Raw genomic sequence first — 15,293 nt, 5'->3', positions numbered from 1 at the left:
TCCTTCGTGGCCCGGCGCTCCCTCCCGCTCGACTATGTGGCCGGTGCCGCGCTCCTGGTGGCCACGGCGGTCGGCGTCTTCGTGCTGGTCCGTGACGCCGACGTGCTGGCGCTGCGCTTACCGACGCGGGTCCTTGCCCCCACGAAACGCTCGCTGGAGAGCCCGCGGGACGCCGTGGAGCACTTCCAGTGCAATCGGTGTCACGTGGTGCCCGGCCTCGAGCCGGCATCGGCGCGGCTGAACGAGAACTGCGTGACGTGCCACCAGGCCATCACCGCCGGTCGACTCGACCTCTGGTACAAAGAGGCGGACGTCCAGCGGTGGAAGGAGCATCTCACGCACCTGGTGCGAACCCCGGACCTCGGCTCGCTGGGCCAACGGGTCAAGCGCAGCTGGCTCACCACCTGGCTCCAGGCGCCGCACGTGGTGAGACCGCTCTACGGCGCCACCATGCCCAGGATGAGGGTGGGCCCGAGGGACGCCGAGCTCATCGCGGACTTCTTCGCGGTGACCGAGGAGGAGTCCGGAGAACCCGCCCGAGGTGACGCGGCGGCGGGCCGGGCGCTGTACGAGAAGAGCCAGTGCGCCAGCTGTCACTACCGTGGGGACGCTCCGCTCGCATCCCTGCGCTACGGCGCGCCGGAGTTCCACGGCCCCTCGGCCCGGAGGCGGGCCCCGGACCTGCGTCATGTGCGCGAACGAATGTCGCTCGCGCAGCTGCGAAGCTGGCTGGGCGATCCACAGCGCGTCCTCCCCGATACCGAGATGCCCACCTTCGCGTTCACCGCGAAGGAGGTCGAGGACCTGGCGACCTTCCTGCGCGAGCCCCTGCCGGAGGTGGCAGCCAGGCCGCACCCGCAGTACAGGCCCCGCCTGCTCGAGCGCGAGGTGCACTACCCGGAGGTCGCGCAAAAGCTCTCGCGCCACCTCTGCTTCCACTGCCATTCCGACATGAGGCGTCCCGGGGATCAGGGACCGGGCAACACCGGCGGGTTCGGCTACGACGGCGTCTCGCTCGACCTGGCCACGCGGGCCGGCATCCTCCGTGGCATCAAGCGGGACGGACGGTTCCGCGGGCTCCCGGATCGGCTGGAAGATGGCACGCCCCGGTTGGTGGCCAGCCTGCTCGCCCGCCAGGCCGAGCTGGAAGGTCACTCCCATCCGGAGGTGCTGGGCATGCCCCTGGGCCTTCCGCCCATTCCCGACGAGGAGATCGATTTGATTTCCACGTGGATCGAGCAAGGCGCCCCCGAGTAGTCACCTCCACTGACGCTCACGGGCCGCATCCCCGGCTGCGCCCGCTGGCGACGGGGGACGTGCTCAGGCCGCGGCGCCAGGGCCCTGCGATGAGTCCAGGCGGGCCGGGCGTTCCATCGGCAGCGTGACGATGAACCGGGCGCCACCGCTCTCCCTGTTCTCGGCGGTGATGGTTCCTCCTACCCGCTCGACGTACTCGCGGCAGAGCGCCAGACCCAGCCCGGTCCCCTCTCCGGGGGGCTTGGTCGTGAAGAAGGGGTCGAACATGCGCTCCAGCACGGGCCCGGAGATTCCCGGCCCGTTGTCCTCCACGTAGAGAACGACCGTTTCCTGCTGCTCCTTCGCACCGATGCGGATCTCCGGCCCGTTGGGGGCTTTCGTGGCGGCCGTCGCGTCCACCGCGTTCGTCAGCAGGTTCAGCACCACCTGCACGAAGCGGCCCTTTCCGAGCCGCACGAGCGAGAGCTGGGAGGGAACCTCGTCGATGACGCGCACGCCTCCGTGCAGCTTCGACCTCCCGAGCCGGAGCGCTTCCGCGACGACCTCGGCGGCGGAGCTGGTGTCGCCATCGCTCGAGTCATCGCGCGCGAAGGACTTCAAGTCCTTGACGATCTGATGGATGCGCCGCACCCCTTCGAGCGTCTCGTCATGAATCTCCGCGAGCTCCTGAGGGTCACACGCCTCGCCACGCGCTCGCAGCTCCTCCAGATGGCGCAGGTTCGAGCTCACGAAGGTGAGCGGGTTGTTGATTTCATGCGCCACGCCCGCAGCGAGCTGACCGACCAGCGCGAGCCGCTCGAAACGGCCTCGGCGCCGCTCGCTCTCGGCGAGCTGCCGCAGGGTCTCCGCGCGCTCCCGCTCGTGGCGCAGCTTTTCCTGGAGGACCCGGTGGTGCGCGTAGGTGCCGTACATCCCGATGAGGCCGGCAACCACGCTCATTCCGCCCCAGAGCGCGGCCTCGCCCACGCCGACGCCGCCGCGTCCGACGATGACCATGACGCCGACCGCGTTGAGGACGGTGCTGACAACGACCGCGCGCAGGTCCCCATGCGCAATCGCCATGAAACACAGCGGGATGGCCATGTTCCAGAAGAAGAGCGGGCTCTGCGAGCCCCCGGTCTGGAGGACAATCACCGGGAAGCAGAACGCCGTCACCACCGCGACGAGGGTCGCGTGCCAGGAATGCTCATCCAGCGGGGTCCGGCTGAGCAGCCCGAGCAGGACCATCGTGCCACCCCAGACGCACCGGGCTGGCAGCGTGGTGAGGGTCACCTGGCCCAGGATGGCCCAGTCCATGACGACACAGGCGATACAAAGAACTCCGCAGAACACGTACCCGGCGCGAATGGCGTCGAGGCGGCTGGGAGCGCCCCCACCTCCAGCGGAAGCGAAACCACCGAGCCTCTGAAGCCATTGTCGTGTGACGGTCCTCATCCGAGAGAATCATCGCACAGCCGTTCCCGGTTGCCCCCTATGGTATCCGTGCGAGCCGTCGCACGATGTATCAGCCTGCCGACGCCGCTGGAGTGAGTGGGCCTGGAACCCGGTGTTCCCTGGTATCCCCTCGACTGGCGTGAGTGCCAGCCTGTCCTCCGAGGAGCCTCATCGGCCGAAGAAGGGCCCTGACATGCGCGTCCGCTGGAGAGCTCGGCGCGCGTGCCAGGAACGGCACGTTCCGCCACCTGGCGTCACGTCCAGGAGCGGCTCGACGACTCCAAGTCGCTGATTTCCGAGCGGGTCTGCCCCGCCACGCGTCCTGGCCCTGCCCTTGCTCATGTGCCTTCCCGTACCCCGCCACGAACGCGAAGGCGCTCGCGGCACACCCGGAGCTGCACATGAAGAAGACGCTGATGGGCTGGCTGGTGATGTTCGCTGTGGCTGGCTGCGGTGAGGATGTGACTGCGCCGGAGGACACGGCGGATGAGACCGCCCGGAGCCACGACTCGCTCGTGACAGACATCCAGTCCATCCGAGGCGACACGGTGTGCCCTTTGAATGAGTACCTGATGCCCGTCGCGGAGGCGCGCGCCCACCAGGAGCAGCTCTGCGCGCAGCTCGGCACCTGGGACATCGTCCGGCTGGCGGATGGGGGCTCGATGGCGGGCCCCGGCTATGGCTGCACCGTGGAGGACCTCGACTTCCGCGCGATGGGAACCAGCCTCTGCACGCCACGGCCGCTGCCGGTTTACTTCAAGTCGCAGGGAGACTACGTGTGCCCGGCGAACTCCACGCTCATGAGCCCGGAGACCGCGGTCTCCAAGCGCACCGAGCTCTGCGCCTACCTGGGCAAGTGGGACATCGTCCGTCTGTCAGGAGGCGGCTCGATGGTGGGCTCCGGCGCTGGCTGCGTCATCCGGGTGCAGGACACGCAGCCCATGGGCTGGTCCCTCTGCGAGCCCACCGGCTTCCCCTTCTCCAGGGTGTCTGGTGACGGGCCGTGCACGCCCGGAACTGCCGAGCTCTCCCCCCAGGAGGCCCGGGCCCGGCAGAGCGAGATCTGCGCAACGCTCGGCAAGTGGGACATCCAGCGGCTGTCGGGGCGCGGAACGATGAAGGGCCCGGGAGCCGGCTGCGTCATCAAGGACTGGGAGCCCAACCCCGTCGGCGCGACCCTCTGCAAGACGCGCTAGGCCCACCGAGGCCTCATCCCGCTTCCGAGCAAGGCTCGAGGCCCAGCGTCTCGCTCGCGAAGCGGGGACATCTGCTCGATGAGCTTCTGCGTCTCGTCGAGGGCGCTCCGCTAGATGTTGATGCGGGAGCTGACCGTCCGGATGTCCAGCCCGAGCGCGGCGAACTCGGAAGCGTGGGTGCGTAGCAACTCCACGAAGCGCGGATGCACGTCGGCCTCTTCGTTGGCCAGGAGGAGGCCGTAGTTCGTCTTGGAGAGCATCCAGGAGATCCACAGCATCTCCGTGGCCGCGTCGGGCGGAGGGGCGACGTCCAGGTCCGCCTCGGTGGACAGCGCCCCGCCCTTTCCCCAGCGCAATCCCAGACAGGTGTACAGCACCTCGCCAGCGTCCTCCCACTGGAGGTTGTTGGCCCACGCATGCCGGAAGGTCGCGAAGTAGATGACGTAGCGGCAGAGCTGCTTGAGCGCGTCCAGCTCTCCCGGCTGGGGCACGTCCGTCCGGGTCACCGCGCTGACTGCCTTCGGCGCCGGCTCCACGGCCTTCTCATCCAGATTCATGCGCTCCGAGCGCACGAACCAGGGAGCGTCCTTCCCCGGTACCTTCGCCCGAAGGTAGCGGCACACGAAGGCGGGCGCGGAGTGCGCGACGAGGTCGTCCGAGAAGCGGCGCACCTCGCACCACTGCGCCTCCAGCTCGGCCCCATGCTCCGCGAAGAAGGCGTCCACGTGCTCGCCGAGCAGCTTCCAGAACAGTCCCGCGGCCCGGGCATAGCGGTGCCCCTCACACACGGGCGGCGCGGGCGCGAAGCCCCGCCAGTCGTAGCTGCCCAGCAGATGCTGCAGCCGCGACTCGATGGCCCGCTCGGTCAGCGCGCTGGCCCGGGTGATGTAGCCCGTCGGCCCGACGAGGAACCCGTTGGCCGCGTGATTGATGAGGACCACCTCGCGCAGGTGGGGCATCAGCAGCCAGCGCAGCGGGCTGTGCCGCAGGTTCCGGTGCGCCGCGATGGCATACTGCTCGACGTTGAAGTGGCACTGCCCCAGGTGGTTGCCCAACTCCGTGTCCAACGTCGCGCTCACCCGGGCCATGCGCTTGGCGGCCTCCCAGTCCGCGCCGTCCGCGGGCGTGAAGCTCCGGCGTGTCACGGGTGAGCCGGGCGCCGTCGCGCCGGGCTCCCGCATCCCCAGGATGATGCGCACCGGCACGAGCCGGCCTTCCACCAGCCGCAGCCTCACGTCCACGTCGGGCAGGCAGTGGATGCCGTCCTGCTCGTACGCGTTCCAGGGGAGGTAGAGGCGGAAGGAATGCGCGTCCCCGGGGACCTCGGGGTCGCGGTCCAGGATGGTGGAGAACATGCCGTTGAGCAGCCGCTCTCCGAAGTAGGCATCACTCCGGGTGGAGCCTGGCGCCTCCCGCTCCATGCGGACCGTCATCGACTCCGGGTAGTCGGCCTGGATGCGGTCCAGGCCAGGCGCGTGTCCCAGGCGGGCCTGGAGCAGGTGCTGGCGCTTGATGATCTCGATGGGGGCAACGGCCTTCAGCATCGCGAGGGCCCGCCCCGGGGCATAGGCCGTCGGCGGCGTCCCCTCCTCCGTCACGAGCAACCGGGCCAGCGGTGTCCCCGGCTCATATTCCCAGTAGGGCAGCCGCAGGATGCCGAAGTCGTGATGGAGCCCACCATGGTTGTCGGGCCCCTGCTCCGAGCCGATGCGCCGCCAGGTCTCCACCACCCGGCCATCCTCGCGGAAGGTGTGCTGGGGCTCGAAGAAGCGGACCTCCAGGTCCGGCAGGTCTCCAGCGCCCGCATCCTCCGGGTCATAGCGGATGGAGAAACCGCCTTCGGAGTCCGTGAAGCACTCGCCCAGGAAGTCATCGGGCGCGCCGAAGTCCCGGTCCCAGAGCTCGACCTTGAGGTGATGCAGGGGAATGGGGCCGTGGGGGCCGTCCTGCTGGAAGACGATGCGCCCCACGGCGACGGCGGGAAGGCTCGCGGGCTCCCTCGGGGTGCGGGGCGCGCGGACGCGGGGTGCCAGCTCACGGCTGAGGGCGAGCCGCTCCTCGAGCGCCAGGCCGGAGTACCACCGGGCAAGCTCCTCCGGCTCGAGGACCTCGTTGCCCTTCCCCCGGCCCTTGAACCCCAGGGACTCCATCAGGCGTCGCAGCGCGGTGAGCATTTTCCATCGAGAGTACCATGGCTTGCAGTGTTCACTTTTTCCGACCTACCTTCTGGCCGCGCCAGGCCGAGGGTTCCATGACTGTCGATTACAAGCTCACGATTCGCACGGACGCGCGGCTCGGGGCGGGGACGGACTCCACCATTTCCGTCGTGTTGGTCGGCACGCGGGGGGAGAGCGGACCGCACACGCTGGACAAGCGCTTCCACAATGACTTCGAGGCCGGTGCCGAGGACGTCTACACCGTCGCCGCGGAGGATGTGGGCGAGCTGGTGCTGCTGCGGTTCAGCAACTCTGGAGGCGTCGCGGGAGACTGGCTCCTCGACACCGTCTGGGTGACTTCGGGCGGCCGGAGCTGGTTCTTCCCCTTCTACCGGTGGGTCCTGGGCGGCTCGACGACGGAGGTCCTGGAGGGCTCGGCGAGGCTGCCGCAGCAGGTGAAGAGCGAGCGCGAGGCCCGGGCCCGTCACGCGCAACTCCAGCTCCGCCAGAACATGTACCTCTGGCGTCCCGCCGAGTCGACCGCCGAGCTTCCCGGCTCGCTCGACATCAGCAAGGAGCGGCCCCTGCCGAAGGACGAGCTGTACCGGGGCCTGAGCGAGGGCAGCTACGAGGTCGTCATCGCCAAGACGCTGGCGTCCATCAAGCTGCACCTGCCCGTGCTGTCCAAGGCGTGGAACGGGCTCGTCGACATCTTCGACTTCTTCAAGGGCATCGAGATGCCCAAGCTCGCCGAGCGCTGGAAGGACGACCTGGAGTTCGCGCGGCAGGCCGTCCAGGGCATCAATCCCCTCCACATCCAGTCCATCCCCCACCTGCCCGCGGGCATGCCCCTGTCAGAGTCGGACGTCCACGGCCTGCTGGCGCCGGGCGACACGCTGGCGCGCGCCTTCGAGGCGAAGCGCGTCTTCCTGCTCGACTTCGAAATCCTCGAAGACATCCGGATGTTCCGGAAGGTTGGCGAGGACGGCGTCGAGGAGCGGCGCTGGGCGCCCGCGTCCCGGTGCCTGCTGTACCTGGACGACACGCGCCAATTGCGGCCCATCGCCATCCAGCTCGGGAGGGATGCGGAGACCGCCCCGGTCTTCACGCCCAATGATGGCGAGTACGACTGGCTGGCGGCGAAGGTCTACGTCCGTTGCAGCGAGGGGAACACCCACCAGATGGTGGGGCACGCGCTGCGGACCCACTTCGTGGCGGAGCCGTTCGTCATGGCGACGATGCGAAACCTCCCGGACCCGCACCCCGTCTACAAGCTGCTCCGCCGCCACTTCCGCTACACGCTCGCCATCAACGAGGGCGCGCGAAAGGGCCTGCTCTCCGAGGGCGGCGTCTTCGACGACTTCATCGCCACCGGCGGTCCCGACAAGGGCCACCTGCAGCTGGGCAAGAAGGGCTACCAGCGCTGGAAGCTGTCCGACAACAAGCCCCGCCTGGACCTCGAGCGCCGCGGCGTCCTCGACCCCGCCGTCCTCCCCTACTACCCCTTCCGGGACGACGCCCTGCCGTTGTGGGATGCCTTCGAGGAGTATGTCGGCGGCGTGCTCCGGCACTTCTACCGGTCCGACGCCGACATCGTGGCCGACGCCGAGATGCAGCACTGGTGGGCGGACCTCACCGAGCGCGGGCTGCCTGTCGACAAGCTGCCCTGCCGGGAGCTCCAGCGCGTCGATGACCTGGTGGACATCCTGACCACGGTCCTCTTCACGGTCAGCGTCCACCATGCCGCGGTGAACTACCTCCAGTACGAGCACTACGCCTTCGTGCCCAACGCACCGCTCTGCCTGCGCCGGGAGCCGCCGAGGCAGAAGGGCGTCATCGGCCCGGAGGACATCGCGGCGATGATTCCCAGCAAGTCCCAGGCGCTCTGGCAGGTCGCCATCGGCCGGGCGCTGTCCAGCTTCGGTGACGACGAGGAGTACCTCCTCCACGAGAGCGGCTGGCGCGAGGACTACTTCCAGGAGCCGGAGCTCGCGGCCATCCGCAGCAGGTTCCACGACCGGCTGCGCGCCCAGCTCGAGGTGGTGAAGGCTCGCAACGCGAAGGCCGAGGTCCCCTACACCGTCCTGCGGCCCGACAGGATTCCCTGCGGCATCACCGTCTGAGGCGCACGCCCTTGCCCAACCTGCTTTCGCGCGGTCTGTTCAACCTGTTCTTCGGCGCGCGGCGCAAGGCCTTCGCGAGCCTGCCCGGGCCCCCGCCCGGCCTGCTGGGCAACCTCGGAGACTTCCTCGGCCCCCCGCCGTGGGACGTCTGCGCGCGCTACGGGCGCACGTACGGGGGCAGCACCCTCATCTGGATGGGGCCCAGCCCGGCGCTGGTGCTCAACGACCCCGCGCTCATCGAGGAGGTGCTCGAGACACGCCGGCTGGAGTTCGAGAAGGGCAACATCGGCGAGCAGATCCGCCACTCCACCACGGACGACACGCCCTTCATCGCGAAGCAGGGCGAGGACTGGTCACGCAAGCATGGGATGGACCCGCTGGCGCAGCCATGGACCGATGCGTGGCAGGCCGCGCAGGTGGGGCCGCTGCGGGCCGCGGTGGCCGAGTCGGTGGAGGCTCTGCTACGCGAGCCGTCCATCGACCTGACGCCCGCGCTGCGCCGACTGACCTTCGAGGCATTCTGCGTGGCCACCGTGGGAGAGAAGCTCCCCACCTCGGCCTACGACGACTTCATGCTCCTGGCCGCGGCCGCCGACGCGCGCATCCAGGCAAAGCTCCCACTGAAGTTCGTCTCCCCGCCCAAGGGCTTCGCGGCTGCCAAAGAGCGCTTCTACGGCCTGTTCGCCGAGAAGATTCGCGCGGCGCGCGCGGCTCCGAATCCCGACCGCGTGGACCTGATGTCGTGGACGCTGCGCGAGATGCCGGACCTCGACGACACGCTGCATGCCCACCTGCTGGGCGGGTTCTTCTTCGGGGGCGTCTTCTCCTCGAGCACCACCCTGGTCGGCGCCTTCCACCAGCTCCAGAAGTACCCCAACGCCGAAGCGCGGCTGGCCGCCGAGGCCGCCTCGCTGGCGGACGCACCGCTGACCGCCGAGCGCCTGCGCGACGCTCCGTGGTCCGAGGCCGTCACCTACGAGGCCCTGAGAATCCTGCCCGCGGTCCGCATCTTCCTGCGCACGCCGTCTTCCGAGACGCGGCTGGCGGGAGTGACGTGGCCCGCGGGCACGACCCTCATGATTTCGAATCAGCACCTGCACCGCGACCCGTCCCACTGGGCGAACCCGGAGGTCTTCGAGCCGGCCCGCTGGTTGGACGGCGGCGCCGCCAGGGATCCGCTCGGCAGCGGCCACTTCTTCCCGTTCGGGCGTGGCCCTCGTGCCTGCGTGGCCGGGGCCTTCGCGATGGTGTACCTGCGGACGGCGCTGCTGACCATCGCCTCTCGCGTCCGCGTCCACGTCGACGCGACGGAGCCCTTCGAGGAGGGCTTCTTCTTCGGCGTGGTCCTTCCCAAGGGCGTCACCGGGAAGCTCCACTCACGTCAGGCAGCGCACCCTCAACCCTCCTCCGGAGCCCCTACAGCCCCCGCTGTGAAAACCGCATGACCTTGTTCCGACATCCCCGAGACCGCATCCCCGTCCTGCTGTTCTTCACTGCCTTCGCGCTGGACCTGACGGTGTACTTCACCGCGCGAAGCTGGTGGCTCCCCATCCTGTGGCTCGTCCTGTGGGCGATTCCCAAGGGGTGGATCTGCGCGTGGAACCACCACCACCAACACCTGCCGATGTTCCGCCACGCCCTTCCCAACCGCCTCCTGGAGATTGTGTTCGGGTTCCAGACCGGGGCGACGTCACATGGATGGTTCCTGCACCATGTGGTCGGCCACCACCGCAACTACCTCGACCAGGAGAAGGACGAGTCGCGTTGGAAGCGCCGCGACGGGACGCCGATGGGCGAGCGGGAGTACTCCATCGTCACGACGCTCGTGGCCTATCCCCGCGCGTTCCGCGTGGGACGGGAGCACCCGCGGGCCCTCCGCATCTTCCTGGGGATGGGCGCGCTGCAGGTGGCGCTGCTCGGCCTGCTCTTCTGGCACGACTGGTACAACGCGCTCTGGGTGTTCCTGCTCCCCATGTGCGTGTCCCTCTACGTGACGGTCTGGGCCACGTACTTCCACCACGCGGGGCTCGAGGCGGCGGAGCACACACACGCCTCGTACAACATCGTGCATCGGGGCTACAACCTGATGACGGGCAACCTGGGCTACCACACCGCGCACCACGCGCGGCATGGCCTGCACTGGTCCCAGCTCCCCGCGCTCCACGCGCAGCTCGCCCGGGACATTCCCTCCACGCTCTACCGCCAGCCCGGCATTCCATTCGTGTGGTCCGGCGCGGAGGCGCAGATCGAGCTGAGCCCCGGAGACGCCGAGCCCCTGGCCCGCTGAGGCCCCGCCGCACGATGGAAAGGCGCACCTCGCGGGGGGAGCGCAGGCCGCGGGGGCCCACACTCCCGGGCTCCCTGCCTCGCCCCCGCGCGCAGCGCCACATGAGCAGGAGCAGGCCGGAGGTCCTCCAGGCAGGCGCTACTCGACGTAGTGCTGGCTGACCAGGATGCTGGCGCCGTTGTACGTGTCGACGAAGAAGACCTTCGAGTCGTACACCCAGGGGTTCGGGTGGTAGTGGATGTAGCAGCCGAAGAACGAGTGATTGGTGGAGCGCCCCCCGAGGTCGGCCAGGCCCGGGGCGGGATTGAACGACGCCTCCGCGAACACGTGGGAGGCCGCGACGGCGTCGCTGACGACTCCGAGGACCTCGCTCCCGTTGGCCAGATTCGGGCGATGCGTAGCGCCCTGCGGCAGCAGCGCCGGGTCGAGGCCAAAGCACTCCATGGATGTCACCGGGTCGTTCTGCGCCGCGGCGACGATGGGCCGCCAGTCGAAGTGCTGATCCAGCCGGATCTGCGCGTCGGGATGGTCGAGGCCGTTCACCTTGCCGACCAGCTGCTCGAACGGCCGCCAGCGGGTGGCGGCGTTGCGCAGCGAGCGGAAGACCGCGTTCCCGACGCCCGAGGCGTTCGACACCGCGACGACGCCCGCGTACGGCCGGGTGACGGTCAGGGTCTCGACGACAGTCTCATTGATGAGGAACGAGAGCACGCCCTGGAGCTCCTCCCGGTTCGCCTGATTGACGAAGTCGACGAGCGCGGCCGCTTCGACCGTGGAGACGGCGACCTGATCGTAGATACCGCTGCAGCCCGCGCCGACGTACCCGCCGTTCTTCGCCGCCGTGTAGAGCTGCTGGAGGCGCGTCTCGGCGACGCCGTTCACCGCGAACACCGACGCGACCGAGCTGAACGGCTGGGAGGCGCGCGCGTTCACGATCTCCTGCGCCACGTTGCTCGGCAGGTAGGCGTCGAGCTGGGCGAAGGTCGCCGTGTTCGCGTAGTCCAGGAAGCCGTGGCACTCCGGCGCGGTGTCCCCGAGGTCGTAGTTGAAGACGTTCGGGCCGCACTCCTCCGGGAAGCCGTCGTGGATGGCCGCGGCCACCTGCGCCGTGCCCCAGTAGAGATAGGCGCCATAGGAGTTGTCCCCCGCGCCGTATTCGATCTCCACATAGAACTGGTTGGTGTAGCTGTCCCGCAGCACGAAGCGGTTGATCAAGTCCTCATCCACCGCGTCGAAGGCCTCTTCGATGGTGATGACGTCGGTGTGCGTCGACTCGTGGACCGCCGCGATGATCTGCGCGCGGTCGAGCGCGGAGAGGCTCGGGATGGAGGCCGGGGTCAGCACCTCGTGGGTAATGAGCTGATTGCCCATCGGGCAGGGGCCAGGCCCGAGCGCCGATTTCGCGCTCCCCATCTCGACCTCCGGGCTGCCCACGTCGACGGACGCGCCGCAGCCGGTCGCAGTGAGCACGAGTGAGCCGAGAATGGTCGTGACGAGCTTTGTATTGCGAAACATCACCCCTCCTGCTGTTGAGCACCGAAGAAGAAGGTCGTGGGCTAGCACGGGGGAAATTCGAATGTCGAGGGGCTGGGTCAGTTCCCGAGGATGTTCGGCACGAGGAACGGCGTGTACCACGCCATCGACGGAGCGTCGGCGGTGTGAGCGCCGCTCGTGAGCGAATACGGCGCAAGGTCCCAGGGCGTCCATCCCAGCCAGACATCGTTGTTGCTGTTCATGTACGTCAGGAGGCCGCCGATTGCGCTCGCGCCATTGGCCGTGCCTGACACAGCCCCCAGCTCGGACAAGAACAGCTTTCGATTGTGGGTCCTCGCCCAGGTCGTGACCGTCGACACGAGGTTGGCATAGGAGGAACCGGACGAGGGATGGTCCTGATAGGCGTGCATGTCGAACGCGTAGTTGTTCGCGCTGTCGTGGATGGCCAGCGCCGCGACCGAGTCCAGGGGACCGCCATTGGGCGCGTACGTGTCCCAGTGGTCCACGTCCGAGGAGCGGCTGTTCGGCACCAGGATGAGGTGCGTGGAACCGGTGGCGCGGATTGCATCCATCACCGTCTGGATGGCCGCGAACCACTGCGTCGAGGTCAGCGGGAAGTCGTGAGACTCGTTCATCAGGTTCAAGATGACCTTGGGGTTCGCCAGCACGAGGTTCGTCAGCTTGACCCAGACGTCCGCCAGATGTGCGGGTGTCAGGACTCCATCCCCCATCACGCGCTGGACATATCCGGGCACCTGCACGCCAGCCGCGTCGTGGGTGTTCTCCGCGTAGCGGTTGTAGTTGTGAAGGTCGAGGATGACGTAGAAGCCTTCGGTCGTCGCCGCGTTGATGTAGGCCATCATCCCCGACACGTACGAGGGCGTGAGTGGCCCGTTCAACGTGTGCTGCACCCGCTCCCACGAGATGGGAAGGCGGATGGTGTTGAACCCCTTGGACTTGAAATACGCGAGCTCGCTGGCCGTCTGGCTTGCCGTCGGTAGCTCGTAATAGGTCTGGCCCGTCCAGCCATCCCAGTCGTTGCCATACTCGGGCCCGGCCCTGTTGATGCCGCGAAAGAGCACGCCCGTGGTGTAGGTCCCGGGCAGGGAGGTGTCTGGCGCGGAGACCGTGAACGAGACCTCGGGGCCGTCGTGCCAGGCCCCGGTGGCGTCCTGCCAGGTCGCGTAGCTCACCCAGGAGCCCACGGGGTCGGAGGCGGTGAAGTCGCGCGATGCGGTCAGCGTCAGGGTCCCGCCCACCGGGACGCTGACCGGGCCCTGGACCGGCGTCAGGTCGTCGTACGGCCCGCCACCGTGCGATGCGCCCGGGCGGCGAGCCGCGATCATCACCTGCTGCACCGAGACTGCCGCGCTCGTGCAGTTCTGGTAGGTGACCTTGCCCGTGAGGGACTGGCCTGCTTGCACTTCCACCTTGTCCAGCCACAGCGGCTCCGAGATGGCAAAGGCCGAGCCCGCGCAGCCCCCCACCGGACAGTCGACGACGACCTTGTCGACGAGCAGGTTGCGGTCCTCGCTGCCCGACATGCCATCGTTGGTGAAGGACACACGGATTTCCCGCGAGCCCGCCGTGGCGTTGTAGGTGAACACGTACTCCTTGTAGGTCGTCGTGTTGACCGCAACCGACCCTATCAACGTGCCGCCGACCGCCACCGTCATCTGCGGCCACACCCCGGCAGCCACGGTGCCGCGCGCCGTCACTTTCAGGGGCGTCGAGCCCGAGGCGAAGGTGTGGTTCGTGGAGATGTAGCCATTACTCCAGATGTTCCAGCCGCCCGCGGTCGCTCCACCGGTCGAATGCGACATGGACTCTGCCTCGTAGGTGCTGCTGCTCGGACATACCGACACCTCCTGCGGCGGAGGGTCCTCGAGGTCGAGGTCCGCAGCGCGGGAGTCACGCCCACATCCTCCGAACAGGGCCAGTGACACCAGGACCAGCAGCGAGGAACCCAACTCCCGATACGCGTTTGACCGCATGCTCGATTCTCCTTCGTGGGCAGTTGGCTTGCCGTGCACGTGCCAGCAGCTCCCGCCGCGACCCGAGTCCATGCATGAAACTCCCTGCAATCGAGGGGCGTGTTGTTGCCCGCCGTGAAGTCGCGGACACTCGGGTCGACAGGAGGCGTGTGCACCGCGGCGCAACTGTCGTGGTCAATAGCGCGAGTGCCGTTCTCCTGGGCCATGGCGAGCCGCGGTGCGCGGTCGCCGGCGTTGGATAGAGGTGCCAGGTGACGGATGTGACAGGCGCTGGCCTCGACTCCGCCCCCTGGAGCCTCCTCAGTGCACGCTGCGCGAGTGGTGGGCTTCAGGGTGGGAGGGCTGCGTGAGCTCGCTGGACTCCGAGTGCAAGAGCACGCCGACCGCGGACGGGGCGCCCTCGCGCGCCGAGAGCGGGAAGTAGCTCGCCAGCAGGCGGGCTTTGCCGCGGGTGCCGTCGCGCTGTGCGGGCACCAGGTGGAGGTCGGTCAGGGGCCGCCCCGAGGAGAGAACCTGGGAAACGGGGACCTCGAGGTCCTGGGCCAGGACGGGCGACACCTCGCTCACCCGGCGCCCGGAGAGGATGGCGGCGCTGGTCTCCCACAGCTGGGCCCAGGCGTCGTTGACGCGCAGCACGCGCAGCTCCGGGGAGAGGATGGCCATCGGCACCGGGGCGGCGGCCATGAGCGCATCGGTGAGCACCAGCGGCTCGGGGGCCAGTTGCAGCTCGTCCAGCGCCGCGGTCCTGAGCCGCTCCTCGGCCTCGCGCCCCATCACCTCGCGCTCCCGGTCGCGCAACAGCCCCTCGTGCCGGCGCAGGTGCTGCGACTGGAGATAGAGGTCCACGAACACCGCCACCTTGGTGCGCAGCATGTCCGGGTTGAAGGGCTTCACGATGTAGTCGACCGCGCCTTGCGCGTAGCCCCGCTGCACCAGCGAATCCTCGCCGGAAAAGGCGGTGATGAAGAGGATGGGCACGTGGCGCGTGCGCTCCCGTCCCTTGATGAGCCGGGCCGTCTCGAAGCCGTCCATCCCCGGCATCTGCACGTCGAGCAAGATGCAGGCGAAGTCCTGCTGCAGCAGCGCCGCCAGCGCCTCCCGCCCCGAGCGAGCCAGCACCAGGCGCTGGCCCAGCGGCACCAGGATGGCCTCCAGCGCCACCAGGTTGGCCGGGATGTCATCCACCAGCAGGATGCTGGCTGTCTCCGTCTCTGAGCGTGTCATGCCCCGAAGGGTAGGCACTCCGTACATCGCAGGGCCGGGCCCCACGTCCACTGAGCAGCCAGGGGGGCGGCCGCCTTCCCGTACGTTCGAGCGCGACTCGCGCTGAAAGGACGGCCTCAGGCGTCGCC

The 15,293-nt window shown here is 68.6% G+C and carries 10 protein-coding genes; 5 read left to right on the top strand and 5 right to left on the bottom strand.

Going from position 1 to position 15,293, the window contains the following annotated elements; genetic code table 11:
- The first annotated feature begins 6 nt into the window (after positions 1-6).
- Positions 7-1,257: a c-type cytochrome gene (locus G4D86_RS46535; protein ID WP_164001902.1), complete on the top strand. Its 1,251-nt coding sequence runs from the start codon at positions 7-9 to the stop codon at positions 1,255-1,257.
- Between the two features lie 63 nt (positions 1,258-1,320).
- On the opposite strand, the gene G4D86_RS46530 is transcribed toward G4D86_RS46535, so the two are convergent.
- A complete protein-coding gene (locus G4D86_RS46530; protein WP_164001901.1) occupies positions 1,321-2,553 on the bottom strand; it encodes a sensor histidine kinase in 1,233 nt (410 codons plus the stop codon).
- A 539-nt stretch (positions 2,554-3,092) separates the two neighbouring features.
- Here G4D86_RS46530 and G4D86_RS46525 point away from each other — a divergent pair.
- Positions 3,093-3,887 carry a hypothetical protein gene (locus G4D86_RS46525; protein WP_164001899.1) on the top strand — a complete coding sequence of 265 codons (795 nt, stop codon included), beginning with the start codon at positions 3,093-3,095 and terminating at the stop codon, positions 3,885-3,887.
- Positions 3,888-3,997: 110 nt separating this feature from the next.
- On the opposite strand, the gene G4D86_RS46520 is transcribed toward G4D86_RS46525, so the two are convergent.
- Positions 3,998-6,061 (bottom strand): lipoxygenase family protein, encoded by a 2,064-nt coding sequence (locus tag G4D86_RS46520; protein WP_164001897.1) that lies wholly within the window; start codon positions 6,059-6,061, stop codon positions 3,998-4,000.
- A 77-nt stretch (positions 6,062-6,138) separates the two neighbouring features.
- Between G4D86_RS46520 and G4D86_RS46515 the strand changes: the two genes are divergently transcribed.
- The 3 genes from G4D86_RS46515 to G4D86_RS46505 are packed head-to-tail and all read left to right on the top strand — an operon-like array spanning position 6,139 to position 10,453.
- Positions 6,139-8,166 (top strand): lipoxygenase family protein, encoded by a 2,028-nt coding sequence (locus G4D86_RS46515; protein WP_164001895.1) that lies wholly within the window; start codon positions 6,139-6,141, stop codon positions 8,164-8,166.
- 11 nt (positions 8,167-8,177) lie between these two features.
- Entirely contained in the window at positions 8,178-9,611 is a 1,434-nt protein-coding gene (locus tag G4D86_RS46510) for a cytochrome P450 (RefSeq protein ID WP_164001893.1), read from the top strand.
- Positions 9,608-10,453, top strand: a complete 846-nt coding sequence (locus tag G4D86_RS46505; protein ID WP_164001892.1) for a fatty acid desaturase family protein — start codon at positions 9,608-9,610, stop codon at positions 10,451-10,453. The genes G4D86_RS46510 and G4D86_RS46505 overlap by 4 nt, the downstream gene beginning before the upstream one ends.
- A 138-nt stretch (positions 10,454-10,591) precedes the next feature.
- On the opposite strand, the gene G4D86_RS46500 is transcribed toward G4D86_RS46505, so the two are convergent.
- The 3 genes from G4D86_RS46500 to G4D86_RS54190 all read right to left on the bottom strand — a co-directional run bounded on the left by G4D86_RS46500 (position 10,592) and on the right by G4D86_RS54190 (position 15,165).
- Positions 10,592-11,968 (bottom strand): hypothetical protein, encoded by a 1,377-nt coding sequence (locus G4D86_RS46500; protein WP_164001890.1) that lies wholly within the window; start codon positions 11,966-11,968, stop codon positions 10,592-10,594.
- A gap of 77 nt (positions 11,969-12,045) precedes the next feature.
- Positions 12,046-13,941: a cellulase family glycosylhydrolase gene (locus G4D86_RS46495; protein ID WP_205520371.1), complete on the bottom strand. Its 1,896-nt coding sequence runs from the start codon at positions 13,939-13,941 to the stop codon at positions 12,046-12,048.
- A 300-nt stretch (positions 13,942-14,241) separates the two neighbouring features.
- Complete coding sequence (locus G4D86_RS54190) at positions 14,242-15,165, bottom strand: response regulator (protein WP_164001886.1); 924 nt, start codon at positions 15,163-15,165, stop codon at positions 14,242-14,244.
- Positions 15,166-15,293: the final 128 nt, after the last annotated feature.

The organism is Pyxidicoccus caerfyrddinensis, assembly GCF_010894405.1.
In the GTDB taxonomy this organism is placed as follows: domain Bacteria; phylum Myxococcota; class Myxococcia; order Myxococcales; family Myxococcaceae; genus Myxococcus; species Myxococcus caerfyrddinensis.
The sequence above is the reverse complement of the archived record's forward strand: the minus strand, read 5'-3'. Positions and strand labels throughout refer to the sequence as shown.